This is a genomic window from Nocardia violaceofusca NBRC 14427, from assembly GCF_963869435.1.
GTDB classification, from domain to species: domain Bacteria; phylum Actinomycetota; class Actinomycetes; order Mycobacteriales; family Mycobacteriaceae; genus Nocardia; species Nocardia aobensis.
The window spans coordinates 127,627-146,017 of record NZ_CAWMPM010000026.1 but is presented as its reverse complement, the minus strand read 5'-3'; the positions used below and the strand labels follow the sequence as shown (position 1 = coordinate 146,017).

Sequence of the window (18,391 nt, the reverse complement as noted above, 5' to 3'; positions counted from 1 at the left end):
GCCCCGCGAACCGCCGCGGGGCCGTCGGCCCCTCACATCGAGGCGATCAACCGATCCACGCGCTCGTCCACGGACCGGAACGGGTCCTTGCACAAGACCGTGCGCTGCGCCTGATCGTTCAGCTTCAGGTGCACCCAGTCGACGGTGAAATCGCGGCCCGCCTCCTGCGCGGCGGTGATGAAATCACCGCGCAGTTTGGCCCGCGTCGTCTGCGGCGGCGTGGTCACCGCGGCGTCGACCGCCTCGTCCTCGGTGATCCGCTTGACCAGACCCTTGCGCTGCAGCAGATCGAACACTCCGCGACCACGCTTGATGTCGTGATAGGCCAGATCCAGCTGGGCGATCTTCGGATCCGACAACTCCATCGAGTACCGGTCCTGGTAGCGCTGGAACAGCTTGCGTTTGATCACCCAGTCGATCTCGGTGTCGACCTTCGCGAAGTCCTGCGCCTCGACCGCGTCGAGCGTGCGACCCCACAGATCCACCACGGCATCCACCTGCGGATCGCGCTCGCGGTTGCGCAGATGCTCGACCGCGCGGGCGTAGTACTCGCGCTGGATGTCGAGCGCGCTGGCCTGCCGCCCGCCCGCCAGCCGCACCGGTCGCCGGCCGGTCAGGTCATGGCTGACCTCGCGAATCGCGCGGATCGGGTTGTCGAGCGCGAAATCGCGGAACGACACCCCGGCCTCGATCATCTCCAGCACCAGCGCCGCGGTGCCCACCTTCAGCATGGTGGTGGGTTCGGCCATATTCGAGTCGCCGACGATCACATGCAGGCGGCGGTACTTCTCCGCGTCGGCATGCGGCTCGTCGCGCGTGTTGATGATCGGCCGCGACCGCGTGGTCGCCGACGACACCCCTTCCCAGATGTGCTCGGCCCGCTGCGACAGGCAGAACGTGGCCGCCTTCGGCGTCTGCAGGATCTTTCCGGCACCGCAGATCAGCTGCCTGGTCACCAGGAACGGCAACAGCACATCCGAGATCCGGGAGAACTCGCCGGCCCGCACCACGAGGAAGTTCTCGTGGCAGCCGTAGGAGTTGCCCGCCGAATCGGTGTTGTTCTTGAACAGATAGATGTCACCGCCGATCCCCTCCTCGGCCAAGCGCTGCTCGGCATCGATCAGCAACTCCTCGAGCACCCGCTCACCCGCGCGATCGTGGGTGACCAGCTGAACCAGCGAGTCACATTCGGCCGTCGCATACTCCGGATGGGAACCGACATCGAGATAGAGCCGCGCTCCGTTGCGGAGAAATACGTTCGAACTACGGCCCCAGGACACCACCCGGCGGAACAGATACCGGGCCACCTCGTCAGGACTCAACCGACGGTGACCGTGGAACGTGCACGTCACCCCGAACTCGGTCTCGATCCCCATAATTCGTCGCTGCACACCATCGACATTACGGCAAAGCGAACGGCGAAAGTGGCTGTGCGAGCAAGCGGTTGCATACGGGTTCACAACAATATGGGCTCTACCGGCCGCGACGCCGTCGGCAGCACCGAGTTCGCGGTGCGGGCGCTCCCCGCAGACGACAGCCGCCCGGCCCCATCCTCACGATCACAGGATGGGGCCGGGCGGCTGATTCGAGCCCGCTACCAGCGGTTACGGGTTGGAGGGATCTCCGGCGGAGGGAGTCTCCGGCTCGGCGTTCTCCTCCGCACTCGCCGCGCCGTCGGCGGAGAGCAGCGTCTCCAGCGAGGCGTGCGGAATGCGGCGGAAAGCCCGGCGCGGGCGGGCCTGCTCCAGCGTCGCCACCTCCAGCGAGGACACCGCGATGCCGCGCTTGTCCTTGTCGCTGTTGTCCGGCGACCCCTTCTGCAGGGCGTCCACGGCGGTGCGGATCGCGGCCCGCAATTCCAGGCCCGGCTGGAAGGTGTCCTTGAGCGCGGTGCTGATCGGGTCGGTGTTGCCGCCCATCACCACGAAGTCGCGCTCGTCGACGATGGAGCCGTCGAAGTTGATCCGGTACAGGACCGAATTCGACGCCTGCTCCGGATAGCCGACCTCACCGATACAGATCTCGACCTCGTAGGGCTTGAGCTGGTCGGTGAAGATCGTGCCGAGGGTGGAGGCGTACATGTTCGCCAGCGCCCGCCCGGTCACATCCCGCCGGTCGTACTGGTATCCGCGCAGGTCGGCCTGCAGGATCCCACCACGACGCAGACTTTCGAACTCGTTGTACTTGCCGACCGCGGCGAATCCGATGCGGTCGTAGAGCTCGCTCACCTTGTGCAGCGTCGCCGAGGGGTTCTCGGCGACGAACAGCACACCCTTGTCGTACACCAGCACCACGACACTGCGTCCCCGGGCGATACCTTTGCGCGCAAGTTCGGTCTTGTCGCGCATGATCTGTTCGGCCGACGCGTAGTACGGCAGTGTCATGGACGCGCACTCCCTTCTTCGGCCACCCGCTCGCCGACGATCGAGCGCGCGATCTGCTCGAGCCGCTCGTCCGAAACCTCCAGCGCCCCTTCGGCATTGATGACGATCGCCGTCGGGAAGATACCGCGCTGTAGGTCCGGGCCGCCGGTGGCGGTGTCGTCGTCGGAGGCGTCGAGCAGCGATTCGACGGCGATGCGCAGGGCGCGGTCCTCGTCCAAATCGCGGCTGTAGGTCTTCTTCAACGACGACTTGGCGAACATCGAGCCCGAACCGGTGGCGGTGTAGCCGAAGCGCTCTTCGCTGCGGCCGCCGACCACGTCGTAGGACACGATGCGACCGGCCCGCTCCGGATCGGTGGCCTCGAGGTCGTATCCGACCAGGATCGGCACCACCGCCAGGCCCTGCAGGGCCGCGGGCAGATTGTCGCGGACCATCTTCGACAGCTTGTTGGCCTTACCGTCGAAGGTCAGCGGCACGCCCTCGATCTTCTCGTAGTACTCCAGCTCCACCGCGAACAGGCGGATCATCTCGACCGCCACGCCCGCGGTGCCGGCGATACCGGCCGCGGAGAAGGTGTCGGTGATGTACACCTTCTCCATATCGCGGCTGGCCAGCAGGTTGCCCTGGGTGGCCCGGCGGTCGCCGGCGATCAGCACACCGCCGCGGTAGGTCACCGCGACGATCGTGGTGCCGTGCGGCGCCAGGTCCCCGGCCGAGCCGTTACCGCCGGCAGCGCGCCCGAAACCGTTGCCCGGCAACAGTTCCGGCGCGTTTTCCCGCAGATATTCGGAGAATGACGAGAGGGCGTACCCCATGTGGAGCCGCAAGGGGTCACCTGATGTCACTGGCCGCCTTTCTGGACGTAGGCACGCACGAAGTCCTCCGCGTTCTCCTCGAGCACGTCATCGATCTCGTCGAGCAGGTCGTCGGTCTCCTCGGCCAGCTTTTCGCGGCGCTCCTGTCCCGCGGCCTCGACACCGGCCGCGTCGTCGTCCTCGTCGCCACCACCGGCGCGCTTGGTCTGCTCTTGTGCCATAGCAGCCGACCTCCTCTGTACTGATCATCGGCGAGCACCGGAAACCTCCGATGCTCGTCCCTCAACACTACCCAGCGACGGTGACAACATGCCGGATTACATCGCAATGTGCCCCCGCCGCAACGTCACAGCACGCCGTGCCACCCGGGCACGAGCACGCCGCCGGCGCCCGGCCGCCCGGTCAGGAGGTGAGCTGCTTGACCAGTTCGGCGGCCGTGCCCGCACCCTCGAGCAACTTGCCGACGTGGGATTTCGTCCCGCGGCGCGGCTCCAGGGTGGGAATGCGGACCAGCGAGTCGCCGCCCAGGTCGAAGATCACCGAATCCCAGCTCGCCGCCGCGATATCGGCGCCGAAGCGGCGCAGGCACTCGCCCCGGAAGTAGGCGCGGGTGTCGGTCGGCGGGTTGGTCATCGCGTCGGTGACCTGCTGTTCGGAGACCAGCCGCTCCATCGAACCGCGGGCCACCAGGCGGTTGTAGAGGCCCTTGTCCAGCCGCACGTCGGAGTACTGCAGATCCATCAGATGCAGTTTCGGCGCCGCCCAGCCCAGGCCCTCGCGGCTGCGCATCCCCTCGAGCAGGCGCAGTTTGGCCGGCCAGTCGAGCAGATGCGCGCAGTCCATGGGGTCGCGTTCGAGCAGGTCGAGCACATGCGCCCACTTCTCCAGCACATCGGTGACGCGGGCGTCGTCGGTGCCCTCGCGGTCGTGGAACTTCTCCACCCGGTCGAGGTAGATCCGTTGCAGCGCAAGGCCGGTCAGTTCGCGGCCGTCGACCAGCGCCACGGTGGCGCGCAGGCTGGGATCGTGGCTGATGGTGTGCACGGCGGTGACCGGACGCGCCAGCTGCAGATCCGACAGGTCCTCGCCGGCCTCGATCAGATCCAGCACCAGCGCGGTGGTGCCGACCTTGAGGTAGGTCGACCATTCGGCCAGGTTGGCGTCGCCGATGATCACGTGCAGCCGCCGGTACTTGTCGGCGTCGGCGTGCGGTTCGTCGCGGGTGTTGATGATGCCGCGCTTGAGGGTGGTCTCGAGGCCCACCTCGACCTCGATGTAGTCCGAGCGCTGCGACAGCTGGAATCCGGCGTGGTCGCCGGACTGCCCGATGCCGACCCGCCCCGACCCGGTGACCACCTGACGGGAGACGAAGAACGGCGTCAGGCCGACGATGATCTGGTTGAACGGCGTATCGCGGTTCATCAGATAGTTCTCGTGGGTGCCGTAGGAGGCGCCCTTGCCGTCGACGTTGTTCTTGTAGAGCTGCATGCGCGGCGCACCCGGCACGCTCGAGGCATAGCGGGCGGCGGCCTCCATGACCCGCTCACCGGCCTTGTCCCAGATCACCGCGTCCAGGGGGTCCACGACCTCGGGCGCCGAATATTCGGGGTGGGCGTGGTCGACGTAGAGGCGAGCGCCGTTGGTGAGGATCATGTTCGCCGCGCCGACCTCGTCGGCGTCGATCACCGGCGCCGGCCCGTTGAGCCGGCCCAGGTCGAAGCCGCGGGCATCGCGCAGCGGCGACTCCACCTCGTAGTCCCAGCGGGTGCGCTTGGCCCGGGGTACGCCCTCGGCCGCCGCGTAGGCCAGCACCGCCTGGGTGGACGTGAGAATCGGGTTCGCCGAGGGTTCCGTCGGTGTCGAGATGCCGTACTCGACCTCGATTCCGATGATGCGCTGCATGGGTCGAGCCTAGGCGACGCGCGCGATCCCCGGGGCCGCCCGGGTGCGGTGGCCCGTCACCGCGCCGCGCGGTGTCGCGAATTCAGTTGACCGCCAGCGGGTCCGGGGCAGCCGCCTCGGACCGGGCCACCAGGTCGGCGACGGTGGCGTCGCGGTCCAGCGGAACCCCCAGACTGCGTGCATTGCTCTCCAGCAGCCCGAGCACCGATTCGGTCACGATCGCCTCGATCTGCTCCGACCCCAGCGCCGAGGCGGAGTCGGCGCGCCAGCTGTTGACCACCCCGTCGACGAAGCCGACGATCCCGAAGGCCATCGGCCGGGCCCGCACGGGGTCGATGCCGACGCGCGCGGCGGCGGTGGCGAACAGATCCGCGAGCCGGGCGCCGATGCGGTCGCGTGCCCCGGCCAGCGCGAGCGACGAATCCCCTTGCGGGGCACTCGCCGCCAGGAATCGGTGCAGCTGCGGATGCGAGTCCACCCAGCCGACGTAGGTGCCGACCGCCCCGCGCACCGCGTCCTTGACGGTTCCGTCCGCCCGTAGCGTCGGAAGTAGTTGAGTCAGCAGCGATTCCAAAATGCGGCCGCGAATCTGCTCGTCCAGATCGGTCCGCCCGTCGAAATGGCGGTACACCACCGGACGCGGCAGGCCCAGCCGGTCGGCGATCTGCTGGACCGACACCTCGGCGCCGTTCTCCTCGATCACCGCGACCGCGGCCTCGATCACCTCGGCACGCCGCCGCTGTTTGTGCCCGTTCCAGCGGGTACTGCGACCGTCCACACCGGCTGCCGCGGACCGTTCCGCACGCCGCGGGGGCCGTTGTCCACCGGTTTCACTCACATGTCAACGATACTCATGCGGTATTGACCGATACACCCCGTCTCACTAACCTTGGTGTTACATCCTGTCTCGGTAATTCGATTCGTTTGGAGCGCAGCAATGGGCAACGACGCCACCCTGCTCCCGCGGGATACCTTCGCGCAGCGTCTGCTGCTCGGTTCGGTCCGCAAGTCCTACGACCCGGTGGTCGATCTGGACTGGGACGCCCCGCTGGATCCGGACAAGTTCTTCCTGCCGCCGGAGGTGGTCTCCCTCTACGGCACCGACCTCTGGGACGCGATATCACCCGAGCAGCGGCGCGAGCTGTCGCGGCAGGAACTCGCGAACATCCTGTCGGTCGGAATCTGGTTCGAGAACATCCTGAACCGGTTGTTGTTGCGGGAGTTGATGAACGGCGATCCCACCTCGCACCGCTCGCACTACACGCTGACCGAAATGGGCGACGAATGTCGGCACATGACCATGTTCGGCAAGCTGATCGACCGCATCGACGCCCGGCCCTACTGGCCCAAAGCCCCTGCCCGGCTGGCGATCTCGTCGTTGCAACTGCTTCTGCACGGCCCGATGGTGTGGGTGGGAGCGCTGGTCGGTGAGGAGATCTTCGACGCGCTGCAACGCCGCACGATCGATGATCCGCAGCTGCAGCCGGTGGTGGCGCGCACGTTCCGCGTCCACGTCACCGAGGAGGCGCGCCACATCGGTTTCGCCCGTGACGCCCTCGCCCGCCGTGTTCCGGCGATGTCGCGCGCGGAACGCGCCTATGTGCGGATGTGTGTCGCGGTCGCCGCTCCACTGTTCGTGCGGCTGATCACCAACCGGCACATGTACATTCGCGCCGGATTGAACGGGCGCGTGGCCGTGCGCGCCGCGCTGGCCAATCCGCACGCGCACCGCATGCTCGCGGCCGGCGGCGCCGACCTGGGCGCGTTCCTGGACGAGAACGGGCTGCTCGGCCCGATCGGCAAGCGACTCTGGCGGCGGCGGGGGTTGCTCGCATGAGGCCGGACCGGCACCGCGCGGGCGGCGTGGCCGTCGTCGCGGCCCGGCCGTCGGCACCGATCGTCGCGGCGACGCTGCGGCGCAACGGAATTCGCGACATCACCGTCCTGGGCTCGACCGCGCTCGCGGCCGATCACCCATCGCCCGCGGTGCACACCATGGAATTCGACGGCGCGCACGACCGCTGGCGGCTGCGCTCGGACGACGGCACGACCACGGCGTCGGTGGTGATCCTGGCCGATGCCGACCTCGACACTCACCGCATCACCGGAGTCGGCGCCGATCTGCACGCGCTGCTGAGCGACGGCCGGGTGGCCCATCTCGGCACGGCGATGCACGAGATGCCGAACCTGTTCTGGACGCACTCCCCCGCCGACGCGCACTGGCCGCACTATCCGGTGCAAGCCCGCGCCGAATACGCCGCGCGCTGCATCGCGACGATGTGCCGAACCGGCGGTACCCGGATCCAGCTGCGACGTGCCGTGCAGCACGAATCGGCACGTCGCTGGGCTGCGAACCCCCACCCCGGCCGGCGGCTGCCGCGACCGGATCACCGGCACTTCGACACGACCGTCGCCGCCGATCGGGCGCCCGCCTGCGAGTACGCCGGTCCCGCGGTACTCGACGCACCGGGCGCCGAACTCGCGGTGACAGCCGCACTGAACGGGCATCCCGACCCGATCGACGGTCACTACCACTGGTACGGCCGTCTCACCGCGGCGGAGGCGGACCTGCTGCCCGACCCCGGGCGCGGTGTGGTGTCGCTGCGGATAGCGGGTGGCGAGCCCGCCGCGGGCCGGCTGCAGGAGCGCGACCCGTGGGGAAATCTGCGGATCGCCGGAATCGGGCGGCCGCCGTTTCCCCTGGCGGACAACGGCATTCACTGAGACGCCGGACGGTCAGCCCGGAATCTTGTCCAGGAATCCGTGCACGCGGGCGATGCGATCACCGTCGAGAACGACCACGTCGAAGCCGACGATCAGCGGCTCGGCGCCGGGAGTCCCCAGCGTCCAGGTGAACCGCAGCTGGTCGTGGTGTCCGTCGACCGGCCCGAGGCCGAATCGCATACCGGCGAACTGTTCCCGGACGCCGGCGATCATCTCGTCGATCGCGGCAACTCCGGCGACGGCCGCGAGCGGATCGGTGTAGGTGGCGTCGGGCCGGTACAGCTCGTCGAGAAGTTTGCGCCGCGCCGCGGCGTCGGCTTCGTTCCAGGCGTCGATGTAGCGCTGGGCGATGGCGTCGTAGGTGCTGGTGGTTTCGTTTTCGCTCATAGGACGAGCATGTCGCAGAGCGGGCGGCGGGTCGATTACCCGTCGGGTAATGCCGCGGCGCACCGAAGTGGTTGCCGCGCAGCCGGACTCGTACTCCGGCCGCACACCGGGTGGGGGTCTACAGCACCGACTTCAGCGATTGCTCGTCGCGCGCGACGACAGCCCGGCCGTCGGGGGTGACCACGATCGGACGCTGGATCAGCTTCGGATTGCTCGCCAGTGTCTCGATCCACTGCTCGCGATCGGCCTCCGTACGCGACCAGCCCGACATACCGAGCTCCTTCGCCTCCGGTTCACCGGTACGGGTGATGTCCCAGGGCTCCAGCCCGAGCTGGGCCAGCACCTCCCGAAGATCATCGGCGGTCGGCGGGTCGTCGAGATACTGCCGCTCGATGTAGTCCACCCCGGCCTCGTCCAGCGCGGTTTTGGCCGCGCGGCTCTTGGAGCAGCGGGGATTGTGCCAGATCTGGGTCTGTCCGGATGTCATGGCGAAAACACTAGCGCGCTACAGGTGCATCCATTCCGGCCACATCCGCGACCACGGCCGCTTCGGGCCGGTGCAGTCGTAGATGGTGACATCGCGGGTGTTGCCGACGAAGCCGAGGCGGGTGTCGACCCTGCCGACCGGGGTGAGGAAGGTGCACCGGGCGTGCAGGTCCGCCTCGTCACCGCCGACGATCAGGGCGGTCTCGGCGCTGTCGGGCGGGGCGCCGAAGTACCCGAAGCCACGACTGGGGCTGTATATGGCCGGCAGGTCCGCGCGGCCGAGGTGGTCGAGGGCGGCGGCCTGCCAGTAGGTGTCGGTGACCACGACGGCGCGGTCGCGGCGCGCGGCGGGCAGCCCGCGATAGGCCGTCGTCACCGCCGCGGTGAGTTCCGGCCAGCCGAATTGCCCGTAGGTGCCGATCGCTATCGCCGCCGAGACATCGTCTCGGGGTGGCTCGATCGCCGCGGCCGGACGCCACGGCAGCGACGTCACGATGGTGGCCAACGCCGCAACCGTCACCACCAGAGTCGCGACACCCGCGATCCGGCGACCGACCGCCGCCCGCTTCCGCATCCAGTCCACCAGCGCGACGGCGCCGGCCGCCAGCACCACCCCGTACATCCCGGCCGGGTAATACACCCGCCCGCCGGTGATCAGGAAGACGATATCGACCACGATCAGGGTGACGCCCAGAAAACGGTACGGCCGCAACGGTTTCCAGCGCAGCAACGCCCACAACCCGCCCAGCAGGACCGGCACGCCGAGAACGCCCACCAGGATCAGCGAGATCGGCACGAACAGCAGGCGACCGCCGATGATCGCCTGTTCGGACGCGATCTCGGCGCCCATCGCCAGTTGCGGCCAGCCGTGGCGCAGTTGCCAGATCACCTGCGGCACCGCCGACAACACGGTGAGTCCCGCACCGGCCCACAGCAGCGGACGGCGCAGCAACTCACGCGGACCGAAGACCGCACAACTCACGGCCAGCGCGATCCAGAAGAAGGGAATCAGCCATTTGACCTGCAGATCCACCGCCGTCACGAGGCCGGCGATCAGCAGCAGGGCGTCGCGGCGAGTCCGCACCCACCGCACCACCAGCCAGGTGATCAGCACCCACAGCGCGGTATCGACGGTATTGGTGGTCAGCATCGAGCCCTGCAGCAGCAGGAACGGCGAGCACGCGTAGGACAGGGCGGCCAGTGCCTGCGCGCTGCGGCCGCCGCCGAATTCGCGAGTGATCATGGCGCACAGCACGATCGCCGCGACCGTGATCAGCACCGCGGGGATGCGCAACGCCGGATAGGAGCCGGGGACGAGCGTGTCCATGATCCGGGCCAGCAGCGGCAGCATCGGGCCCTGATCGGCGTAACCCCAGTTCAACCGGCGGCCGGCGGCGAGAAAGTAGAGTTCGTCGCCGAAATACCCGTACTTCGAGGCCGCGAACAGCAGCGCCGCGCCGCCGAGGGCGGCGATCGGCGCGACCACGGGCCACGCGACAGGTGCGATCGCGGCCGATTCGGTCGCGCTGCGCGCTCCGGTCGATCCGGTCGCGCTGCGCGCTCCGGTGTCGGACTCGTACACATCGGTCACCGGCACACTCCTGGAGCGGATTTCGGGGGACGTCTGCGAACGTATCGGTTTCCGGCCGCCGGGGAGTCGCCCCGCAGACCGATCCGCTGTCCACCTCGAGAGGTATACCGACCCCTCCTCGCGGCGGATCAGGGCTGCCAGGAACAGAATTCGATCAACTGGCCGGGCCGGGCCTGACCGAGCAGATCCACATCGTCGTCGATCACCGTGCCCACCACGGGATAGCCCCCGGTGATCGGCCGGTCGGCCAGCAGAACCACCGGCCGCCCCGCGGGAGGCACCTGAATCGCCCCCAAAGCCATTCCCTCAGTGGGTAATTCGGCGTCGTCGATTCGACGCAGCGGCGGGGCGTCGCCGCGGCGGTCCAGGCGCACACCGATCCGGTCGGTGTCGGTGGAGACTGCCCAGGCGCCGGTGAACAGATCGGCGGGATTGTGGAACCAGTCCGCGCGCGGTCCGAGCCCGGCGCGCACCCGCAGCGTCCCCGGAGTGAGCGGCGCGACAGGCGCCATCTCGACGGTCGGCCAGCCGCGCGGCGGGGCACCGACCGGCAGGGTGTCTCCTCGGCGCAACGGCTCCGGACCCAGGCCCGCCATGGTGTCGCGGCTGCGCGAGCCGAGGACCGGCTCCACCGCGATCCCACCGCGCACCGCCAGATAGCAGCGCAGACCCGCCTCGGCCATGCCGATCCGCACCCGCTGCCCTGCCGCGACGAACAGGACCGAAGCCGGAGGTTCCGCTCGCACGCCGACGCTGATCGGCACCGGCGCACCCGTGACGCTCACGACCGCCGGGGCGTCGAATTCCACGCTCAGCCCGCCCAGCACGCATTCGATCGCCGCCGCCGATTCGGCATTGCCCACCAGGCGGTTGGCCAGCCGCAGCGCCCGGCGGTCCACGGCCCCCGAGACCCCGACCCCGGCGTGGAACCATCCCGGCCGCCCGAGATCCTGCACGGTGCTCAGCGCGCCCGCCTCGAGCACCCGCATCCGCACCGCCGGGGCTCTCACCGATCCACCGCCACGAATCGGACGCGGGTACCCGCACGCAACAGCGCCGGTTCCGGCCGCGCCACATCCCACAGCACCAGGTCGGTGCGGCCGATGATCTGCCAGCCGCCCGGCGAGCTGCGTGGATAGACGGCGCTGTATCCCCCCGCCAGGGCGACCGAACCCGCCGGGACCGTGGTGCGTGCCTGCGGGCGCCGCGGCACCGACAGTCCGGCGTCGGGTGCGTGCAGGTAGCCGAATCCGGGCGCGAAACCGAGGAAGGCGCACCGCCACTGCGCACCGGTATGCCGCTCGACCAGTTCCCCGGGCGTGACACCCAGATGTCCGGCGGCATCGGCGAGGTCGGGCCCGTCGTAGCACACCGGAACGATCACCGTCTCCGCCTCGGCCGCGTGGTCGGAATCGGCGCCCGGCGCGAGATCCAGTGCGCGCACGCGTGATTCGATCGCCGCCGGGTCGATGCCGGGACACAGCGTGAGCAGGACGGTCCGAGCGGCGGGCAGCAGGTCGGCCACCCCGTCGATCGGTGCGCGCCGCAGGTGGTCGAGCAGCAGCGGCAGCTGGGCGGCGTCGGCCGGTTCGAGGAGCAGCGCGCGGTCACCCGCGGGCCGCACGGTCACCGCGCTCATGTGAAGCTCCGTAGTTCGACGCCCTTGTCCAGCAGCGACTGCCGGATCGAACGCGCCATCCGGACGGCATCGGGCGAATCGCCGTGCACGCAGAGGCTGCGCACCTCGACCCGCACCGGGTCGCCGGCCACCGTGTGGGCGTGTCCGTCCACGGCGATCGACACCGCCTGCCCCAGCGCCGCTTCCGCGGCCAGCACCGCACCGGCGCGCCCGCGCGGCACCAGCCTGCCCTCGGGGGTGTAGGCGCGGTCGGCGAAACCCTCCGCGTGGAACGAGATTCCGGCAGCCTCCGCGGCGCGAGCAAGCTCCGAGTCGGCGGGCCCGAGCAGGCTCAACTCGCCGAAGGTGAGCAGCGCCGCCACCACCGCCTCGGCCGCGGCCGGATCGGACGCCGCCGAGTGATACAGCGCACCATGGGGTTTCACATAGCGCACCCGATCGCCGGCCGCCCGGGCGAAGCCGTCGAGTGCGCCGATCTGATAGATCGACTCGGCGGTCAACTCGTCCGGGGACACCGCCATCTCGCGGCGGCCGAATCCGGCGAGGTCGCGATAGGAGATGTGCGCGCCGATCCGCACCCCGTGCGCGACCGCCAGATCACACGTGCGCCGCATGATCACCGGATCCCCGCCATGGAAACCACAGGCGATATTCGCGCTGGTCACGACGTCGAGCAGCGCCTCGTCGTCGCCCATCGTGTACGCACCGTACCCCTCCCCGAGATCGCTGTTCAGATCGATCACCACGGAGCATCACCTCGCCTCGCCGTTGTCCTACCACCATCGTCCGCGCTCGCCGCCGATACGCCACCGTGGGCGCATTCTCCCCCGCCCACCGCCTAGGGTGGCGGGAATGGGTGAGGTCATCGCCGTCTACGACGGCCACGGCAACGAGACCGGCAGTGCCGAACGCGCCGAGGTGTATGCCGAAGGATTGTGGCATGCCAGTGCCGGCGTGCTGGTGCGATCGCTCGACGGGCGGCGCATCTACGTCCATCGGCGGACCGATACGAAGATGGTGTTCGCCGGAATGCACGACTGTCTGGCCGGCGGCGTGCTGGCCCCCGGGGAGGATCCCGCCGCCGCGGCGGCGCGCGAGCTGAGCGAGGAGCTGGGAATCGTTGCGGCCCCGGCGGACCCACGGCCGCTGGCCCGGGTGTCCTGGGACGGCAGCTGGGCGGGCCGCCCGATGCGGTGCCATCTGTTCGCCTACGAGATCCGCTCCGACGGGCCGATCACCGTCCAGGCCGAGGAGATCGCCGCGGGCTGGTGGTGGACCGACGCCCAGCTGTGGGAGCATCTGAGCGACCCCGGCTGGCCGTTCGTCCCCGACACCCGAGTCCTGATCGGCGACCTGCTGCACCCGCGTGATCGGCCCTAACCGGACGAGGTGACCGCACCGGCCCACGCCGCGAACGCGCCCGGGTTGCGGGTCTGCAGCAGCACCCGGCCCGGGCCGGTGAAGTCGAACACCAGCCCCTCGCCCGACGTGATCGATTGCAGTGAACGACCCGAAACCGCCCGGCGGATACCGAATTTCAACGCGAGGTCGTAGGCCACCACGTGGCCGCAGTCGATGGTCACCGACTCACCCGGCTGCAGATCGATCACGTCGATGGCGCCGAAGACGCCGACCACGACCTCGCCCTGCCCCTGTGCGCGCAGGCCGAATCCGCCCTCGCCGCCGAACATGTTGGCGAACCCGCCCCACTTCGCTTCCACCTGCACGCCATGGGAATTGGCGATCCAGCCGCCGCGGCTGATGAAGTACGGGCGGTCCGGCGCGATCGGCAGCGCCAGCATGTCACCGGGTAACGCCGGCGCGACATCGACCCAGCCGCCCTGCGGAGGCGCGGTGAACGTGGACACGAAGAACGACTCGCCGGCCAGCACGGAACGCTTCAGCCCCGCCAGGAATCCGCCCTCGGCCTTCGCGGCCAGGCTCACACCGGCCGAATGGGCCACCATCGCACCGGTTTCCGCACGCAACGGCTCCCCGCCGGCGAGAAAACATCGCGCCACCGTGGACGACGGATTATGCCGCAACACCACCTGCATGGCCGCGACGTTAGCAGCGCCGGGGGCGGGATGTCCCATTCACCCGCACCCGGCGGGCGGGCGTGCGATGATGCCGGGCGACCGAACCGAATCACGAGACGAATGTCGGAGGCCCGCCCCGGTGCATATCGATTTCCCACACTCGCAGTCCGATCTCGACCACTCCGCCCGACGCGACCGCAGATCGCGCAGATTGCCGGTGCGCAGCGGCCTGGCGGCGGCGGGTGCGGCGATCGCGCTGCTGGCCGGCGGCACGACCGCGGTGGCCGCCCCGCTGCCACTGCACACCCAGGCTCCCGGCTGCATGACCCCCGGCGACGCTGCGCCCAACGGCAAGCAGTGGCCGGCCGAACCCGCGGTGACCATCGACCCCAATGCCGGTTACACCGCGACGCTGGAAACCAACTGCGGAACCATCACAGTCGCCCTCGACTCCGCGCACGCGACGCATACGGTCAACTCGTTCGCCTTCCTCGCCGGCGAACAGTACTTCGACCACACCCGCTGCCACCGCCTGACCACCGAGGGCATCTTCGTGCTGCAGTGCGGTGACCCGACCGGCACCGGCACCGGCGGTCCCGGCTACCGGTTCGGCGACGAGAACCTCGCCGGTGCGACCTACCCGGCGGGAACGGTCGCGATGGCCAACTCCGGCCCCAACACCAACGGAAGCCAGTTCTTCCTGGTCTACTCCGACAGCAAACTGCCGCCCAACTACACCCCGTTCGGCCGGATCACCGGCGGTATGGACGTGTTGCAGAACATCGCCGCGGGCGGCGTGAAGGACGGATCCGGCGACGGCGCACCGGCCACCGATATTGTGCTCGACTCGGTGGCCACTGCCCGGCGCTGACACCGGATACGGCGAAGGCCGCGCTCGCGATGCGGGCGCGGCCTTCGTGTGTGTGCGGTACTCCTAGAGGTACTGACCCGTATTGGATTCGGTATCGATCGCCCGGCTCGCCGAAGCGTTCTTACCGGTAACCAGCGTCCGGATGTAGACGATCCGTTCGCCCTTCTTACCCGAAATACGTGCCCAGTCATCAGGATTGGTGGTGTTGGGCAGGTCCTCGTTCTCGGAGAACTCGTCGACGATCGAATCGAACAGATGCTGGATGCGCAGACCGGGATTGCCGGTCTCCAGCACGGACTTGATCGCGTACTTCTTGGAACGGTCCACGATGTTCTGGATCATGGCGCCGGAGTTGAAGTCCTTGAAGTACAGGACCTCCTTGTCACCGTTGGCGTAGGTGACCTCGAGGAAGCGGTTGTCCTCGCTCTCGGCGTACATCCGGTCCACGACCCGCTCGATCATCGCCTGGACGCACTTGGCGCGATCGCCGGCGAACTCGGCGATATCGTCCGCGTGCAGCGGCAGCTGCTCGGTCAGGTACTTGGAGAAGATGTCCTGTGCCGCTTCGGCATCCGGACGCTCGATCTTGATCTTCACGTCCAGGCGGCCGGGCCGCAGGATCGCGGGGTCGATCATGTCCTCGCGGTTGGACGCACCGATCACGATGACGTTCTCCAAGCCCTCCACACCGTCGATCTCCGACAGCAGCTGTGGCACGACCGTGGTCTCCACATCCGAGGACACACCCGAACCGCGGGTGCGGAAGATCGAGTCCATCTCGTCGAAGAACACGATCACCGGGGTGCCTTCGGAGGCCTTCTCACGAGCCCGCTGGAAGATGATCCGGATGTGGCGCTCGGTCTCGCCCACGAACTTGTTCAGCAGCTCGGGACCCTTGATGTTGAGGAAGAAGGACTTGGCCTCCTTGGCGTCCTCACCGCGCGCCTCGGCGATCTTCTTCGCCAGTGAGTTGGCGACCGCCTTGGCGATCAGCGTCTTACCGCAGCCGGGCGGACCGTAGAGCAGCACACCCTTGGGTGGGCGCAGCGCGTACTCGCGGAACAGATCCTTGTGCAGGAACGGCAGCTCCACCGCGTCGCGGATCTGCTCGATCTGGCGGCCCAGGCCACCGATGTCCTCGTAACCGACATCGGGCACCTCTTCGAGCACCAGATCCTCGACCTCGGCCTTGGGGATGCGCTCGAAGGCGAATCCGGCCTTGGTGTCGACGAGCAGCGAATCACCCGGGCGCAACCGCCGCACGGGCGCGTTGGGATCTTCGACGTCGTCCGCGTCGACCAGCGCCGACAGCGGGCCCGACAGCCAGACCACGCGTTCTTCGTCGGCGTGCCCCACGACCAGGGCACGACGGCCGTCGTCGAGGACCTCGCGCAGGGTGCCGATCTCACCGGTCCGGTCGAAGGTGCCGGCCTCGACGACCGTGAGCGCCTCGTTCAGGCGCACGGTCTGTCCGTAGTGCAGTTCCGAGGTGTCGATGTTCGGCGAGCACGTCAGGCGCATCTTGCGTCCGGAAGTGAACACGTCGACAGTCTGATCCTCGTACACACCGATCAGCACGCCGTAGCCGCTGGGCGGCTGGCCCAGCCGATCGACCTCCTCACGCAGCGCCACCAACTGCTGACGAGCCTCCTTGAGGGTGTCCATCAGTTTGGTGTTGCGAATCGTCAGCGAATCGATACGAGCTTCCAATTCCCTTGAACGATCCGGCGAGTCGGCGAGTTGCCTACGGAGTGCAGCCGCCTCGGCGCGTACCACCTCGAGTTCTCTCCAGGCCGCCGAATCCGAATTCTCGATGGGGCTCATGATGCTGCTCCTCCCAGTCCCGGTCTATCAACGCTACCGGGCGCGAACCGTTCTCGCTTTCCGACATGGTTTCGTCGTGATCACATCTCAGCTGCGGTCTACCGGCCCGGGCCACCATGTTAGCCTGCCCTAACCTGCATTCGGCGAGCGAATTCGCCGGACCGAACCGAAAGGTCTAGTCGATGCTCCTTCCTACCCGCCACAGCGTTACTCCCTTCGGTGGCAGTATCCGCACCGGGAGCAACGCCACGCGGACCGCCGGTGTTTCCGGTTCGCGCCGGTTGCGTCTTGCTACGGCTACCGCGTTCGCCGCGCTCGCCGTTACCGCTATGACAGCATGCGGGTCCGACAATTCCCAGGACTCCACGCCGACGAGCGCCACCACGGCCACCTCGGCCGCGGCCGCCGCGACGAGCGCCACCGCCGCGCCCGCCCCCACCGCCGAGGAGCTGCAGGCCACCCTCAACGGTTTCGTGCATCCGGCCAAGCCGACCGCCGAGAAGGAAAAACTGGTGGTCGGAGGGGATAAGCGCGCCGCCAACATCGACACCATGACCAAGGGACTGGCCAACTACGGCACCATCACCTTCACCGTCGCCGACATCAAGACCGAGGGCGACCAGGCCACCGGCCAGGTCACCATCACCTCGCCGCACGGCCCGGCGGGCCCGATGCCGATGACCTGGCAGCACTCGGCCGCCGGCTGGCAGCTGTCGGACGCCTCCGCCTGCCAGATCCTGGCCATGGGTATGGCGCCCTGCCAGCCCTGATCGCGGCACGACACCGGCCCCGGTTTCGCCAGGCGCGAACCGGGGCCGCGTCGTCGGTAGGAGGCTGCCGATCGAGCCGAGCACGGCGAAGCGGAGGGATGAGGCCTGAGTCGCCCGCTCAGCCCTTGGAGGGCCGCCGCTGCGGTTTGGGTGCCACCACGCCGTCGGCGAGGCGCCGGGCACTCACCAGGAAGGCCGTATGCCCCTGCATGCGGTGCTCGGGGCGCACCGCCAGGCCGACCACATGCCACGGCCGCACCAGCGACTCCCAGGACCGGGGCTCGGTCCAGCACTGTTGCTGGCGCAGCGCCTCCACGACCTCCGACAGCTGCGTGACGGTGGCGACGTAGACGATCAGGACCCCGCCGGGGATCAACGCGCGCGACACCGCCGGCAGCGCATCCCACGGTTTGAGCATGTCCAGCACCACCCGGTCGACCTGCTCGCCGTCGTAGTCGGCGACGTCGCCGAGGGTCAGCGTCCAGTTGTCCGGCCGTTCGCCGAAGAATCGCTCGACGTTGCGGACGGCGTGCTCGGCGTGGTCCTCGCGGATCTCGTAGGAGCGCACACTGCCGTTCGGGCCGACCGCGCGCAGCAGCGAGCAGGTCAGCGCACCCGATCCGGCGCCGGCCTCGAGCACCCGCGCTCCGGGGAACACGTCACCCTCGTGCACGATCTGCGCGGCGTCCTTGGGATAGATGACGGCCGCACCGCGCGGCATTGACAGCACGTAGTCGACCAGCAGCGGCCGCAGCGCGAGATACGGTGTGCCGTTGGCGGATTGGACCACACTGCCCTCGTCGGCGCCGATCAGCTCGTCGTGGCGGATCGGTCCCTTGTGGGTGTGGAACTCCTTGCCCGGCTCCAGGACGACGGTGTGTTGCCTGCCCTTGGCATCGGTCAGCTGCACCCGGTCCCCCGTGGCGAATGGACCGGTCCGTCTGGCCGTCATGAATCTC

General features: G+C 68.8%; 20 protein-coding genes. 5 read left to right on the top strand and 15 right to left on the bottom strand.

Features of this window, described 5'->3' with window-relative positions:
- Nucleotides 1-32: 32 nt before the first annotated feature.
- The 6 genes from pafA to AC5592_RS22275 all read right to left on the bottom strand — a co-directional run bounded on the left by pafA (nucleotide 33) and on the right by AC5592_RS22275 (nucleotide 5,939).
- A complete protein-coding gene (gene pafA, locus AC5592_RS22300; RefSeq protein ID WP_181320965.1) occupies nucleotides 33-1,391 on the bottom strand; it encodes a Pup--protein ligase in 1,359 nt (452 codons plus the stop codon).
- 213 nt (nucleotides 1,392-1,604) lie between these two features.
- Nucleotides 1,605-2,384: a proteasome subunit alpha gene (gene prcA / locus AC5592_RS22295; RefSeq protein ID WP_036501725.1), complete on the bottom strand. Its 780-nt coding sequence runs from the start codon at nucleotides 2,382-2,384 to the stop codon at nucleotides 1,605-1,607.
- On the bottom strand, nucleotides 2,381-3,199 hold the full coding sequence (gene prcB / locus AC5592_RS22290) for a proteasome subunit beta (RefSeq protein WP_051024645.1): 819 nt from the start codon (nucleotides 3,197-3,199) through the stop codon (nucleotides 2,381-2,383). The genes prcA and prcB overlap by 4 nt, the downstream gene beginning before the upstream one ends.
- A 26-nt stretch (nucleotides 3,200-3,225) precedes the next feature.
- Complete coding sequence (locus AC5592_RS22285) at nucleotides 3,226-3,420, bottom strand: ubiquitin-like protein Pup (RefSeq protein WP_030518123.1); 195 nt, start codon at nucleotides 3,418-3,420, stop codon at nucleotides 3,226-3,228.
- 181 nt (nucleotides 3,421-3,601) lie between these two features.
- The gene (gene dop, locus AC5592_RS22280) at nucleotides 3,602-5,101 is read right to left on the bottom strand and encodes a depupylase/deamidase Dop (RefSeq protein ID WP_030518124.1); all 1,500 of its coding nucleotides are present in this window, start codon (nucleotides 5,099-5,101) and stop codon (nucleotides 3,602-3,604) included.
- Nucleotides 5,102-5,183: 82 nt separating this feature from the next.
- Complete coding sequence (locus AC5592_RS22275; RefSeq protein ID WP_051024646.1) at nucleotides 5,184-5,939, bottom strand: TetR/AcrR family transcriptional regulator; 756 nt, start codon at nucleotides 5,937-5,939, stop codon at nucleotides 5,184-5,186.
- Nucleotides 5,940-6,038: 99 nt separating this feature from the next.
- Here AC5592_RS22275 and AC5592_RS22270 point away from each other — a divergent pair, with 99 nt between their 5' ends.
- Together AC5592_RS22270 and AC5592_RS22265 are read left to right on the top strand one after the other, a co-directional pair.
- The gene (locus AC5592_RS22270) at nucleotides 6,039-6,938 is read left to right on the top strand and encodes an AurF N-oxygenase family protein (protein WP_036501729.1); all 900 of its coding nucleotides are present in this window, start codon (nucleotides 6,039-6,041) and stop codon (nucleotides 6,936-6,938) included.
- A complete protein-coding gene (locus tag AC5592_RS22265) occupies nucleotides 6,935-7,825 on the top strand; it encodes a DUF4873 domain-containing protein (protein WP_232329498.1) in 891 nt (296 codons plus the stop codon). Before AC5592_RS22270 ends, AC5592_RS22265 begins: the two co-directional genes overlap by 4 nt.
- Before the next feature lie 12 nt (nucleotides 7,826-7,837).
- Here AC5592_RS22265 and AC5592_RS22260 read toward each other — a convergent pair whose 3' ends face one another.
- The 6 genes from AC5592_RS22260 to AC5592_RS22235 form a co-directional block, all read right to left on the bottom strand.
- Nucleotides 7,838-8,212: a nuclear transport factor 2 family protein gene (locus AC5592_RS22260; protein ID WP_063065322.1), complete on the bottom strand. Its 375-nt coding sequence runs from the start codon at nucleotides 8,210-8,212 to the stop codon at nucleotides 7,838-7,840.
- Between the two features lie 118 nt (nucleotides 8,213-8,330).
- On the bottom strand, nucleotides 8,331-8,699 hold the full coding sequence (locus AC5592_RS22255) for an arsenate reductase family protein (RefSeq protein WP_036501735.1): 369 nt from the start codon (nucleotides 8,697-8,699) through the stop codon (nucleotides 8,331-8,333).
- Between the two features lie 18 nt (nucleotides 8,700-8,717).
- Complete coding sequence (locus tag AC5592_RS22250; protein ID WP_232329497.1) at nucleotides 8,718-10,289, bottom strand: ArnT family glycosyltransferase; 1,572 nt, start codon at nucleotides 10,287-10,289, stop codon at nucleotides 8,718-8,720.
- A 128-nt stretch (nucleotides 10,290-10,417) separates the two neighbouring features.
- Nucleotides 10,418-11,278, bottom strand: a complete 861-nt coding sequence (locus AC5592_RS22245) for a 5-oxoprolinase subunit C family protein (RefSeq protein ID WP_063065321.1) — start codon at nucleotides 11,276-11,278, stop codon at nucleotides 10,418-10,420.
- Nucleotides 11,279-11,295: 17 nt separating this feature from the next.
- Nucleotides 11,296-11,928: a 5-oxoprolinase subunit B family protein gene (locus AC5592_RS22240; RefSeq protein ID WP_036501793.1), complete on the bottom strand. Its 633-nt coding sequence runs from the start codon at nucleotides 11,926-11,928 to the stop codon at nucleotides 11,296-11,298.
- Nucleotides 11,925-12,674: a LamB/YcsF family protein gene (locus AC5592_RS22235; protein WP_036501795.1), complete on the bottom strand. Its 750-nt coding sequence runs from the start codon at nucleotides 12,672-12,674 to the stop codon at nucleotides 11,925-11,927. Before AC5592_RS22235 ends, AC5592_RS22240 begins: the two co-directional genes overlap by 4 nt.
- A gap of 106 nt (nucleotides 12,675-12,780) precedes the next feature.
- Here AC5592_RS22235 and AC5592_RS22230 point away from each other — a divergent pair, with 106 nt between their 5' ends.
- Nucleotides 12,781-13,308 (top strand): NUDIX hydrolase, encoded by a 528-nt coding sequence (locus tag AC5592_RS22230; protein ID WP_036501797.1) that lies wholly within the window; start codon nucleotides 12,781-12,783, stop codon nucleotides 13,306-13,308.
- On the opposite strand, the gene AC5592_RS22225 is transcribed toward AC5592_RS22230, so the two are convergent.
- Nucleotides 13,305-14,024 (bottom strand): TIGR00266 family protein, encoded by a 720-nt coding sequence (locus AC5592_RS22225; protein WP_232329496.1) that lies wholly within the window; start codon nucleotides 14,022-14,024, stop codon nucleotides 13,305-13,307. The two genes, AC5592_RS22230 and AC5592_RS22225, sit on opposite strands and share 4 nt — an antisense overlap.
- Nucleotides 14,025-14,106: 82 nt before the next feature.
- Between AC5592_RS22225 and AC5592_RS22220 the strand changes: the two genes are divergently transcribed.
- Nucleotides 14,107-14,838, top strand: coding sequence for a peptidylprolyl isomerase (locus tag AC5592_RS22220; RefSeq protein WP_371507397.1), 732 nt, complete (start codon nucleotides 14,107-14,109; stop codon nucleotides 14,836-14,838).
- A 63-nt stretch (nucleotides 14,839-14,901) separates the two neighbouring features.
- On the opposite strand, the gene arc is transcribed toward AC5592_RS22220, so the two are convergent.
- Nucleotides 14,902-16,662: a proteasome ATPase gene (arc, locus tag AC5592_RS22215; protein ID WP_036501801.1), complete on the bottom strand. Its 1,761-nt coding sequence runs from the start codon at nucleotides 16,660-16,662 to the stop codon at nucleotides 14,902-14,904.
- A gap of 281 nt (nucleotides 16,663-16,943) precedes the next feature.
- Between arc and AC5592_RS22210 the strand changes: the two genes are divergently transcribed.
- Nucleotides 16,944-17,432 carry a WKL family lipoprotein gene (locus tag AC5592_RS22210; protein ID WP_498974572.1) on the top strand — a complete coding sequence of 163 codons (489 nt, stop codon included), beginning with the start codon at nucleotides 16,944-16,946 and terminating at the stop codon, nucleotides 17,430-17,432.
- Between the two features lie 118 nt (nucleotides 17,433-17,550).
- On the opposite strand, the gene AC5592_RS22205 is transcribed toward AC5592_RS22210, so the two are convergent.
- Nucleotides 17,551-18,384 carry a tRNA (adenine-N1)-methyltransferase gene (locus AC5592_RS22205; RefSeq protein ID WP_036501807.1) on the bottom strand — a complete coding sequence of 278 codons (834 nt, stop codon included), beginning with the start codon at nucleotides 18,382-18,384 and terminating at the stop codon, nucleotides 17,551-17,553.
- Nucleotides 18,385-18,391 lie beyond the last annotated feature (7 nt).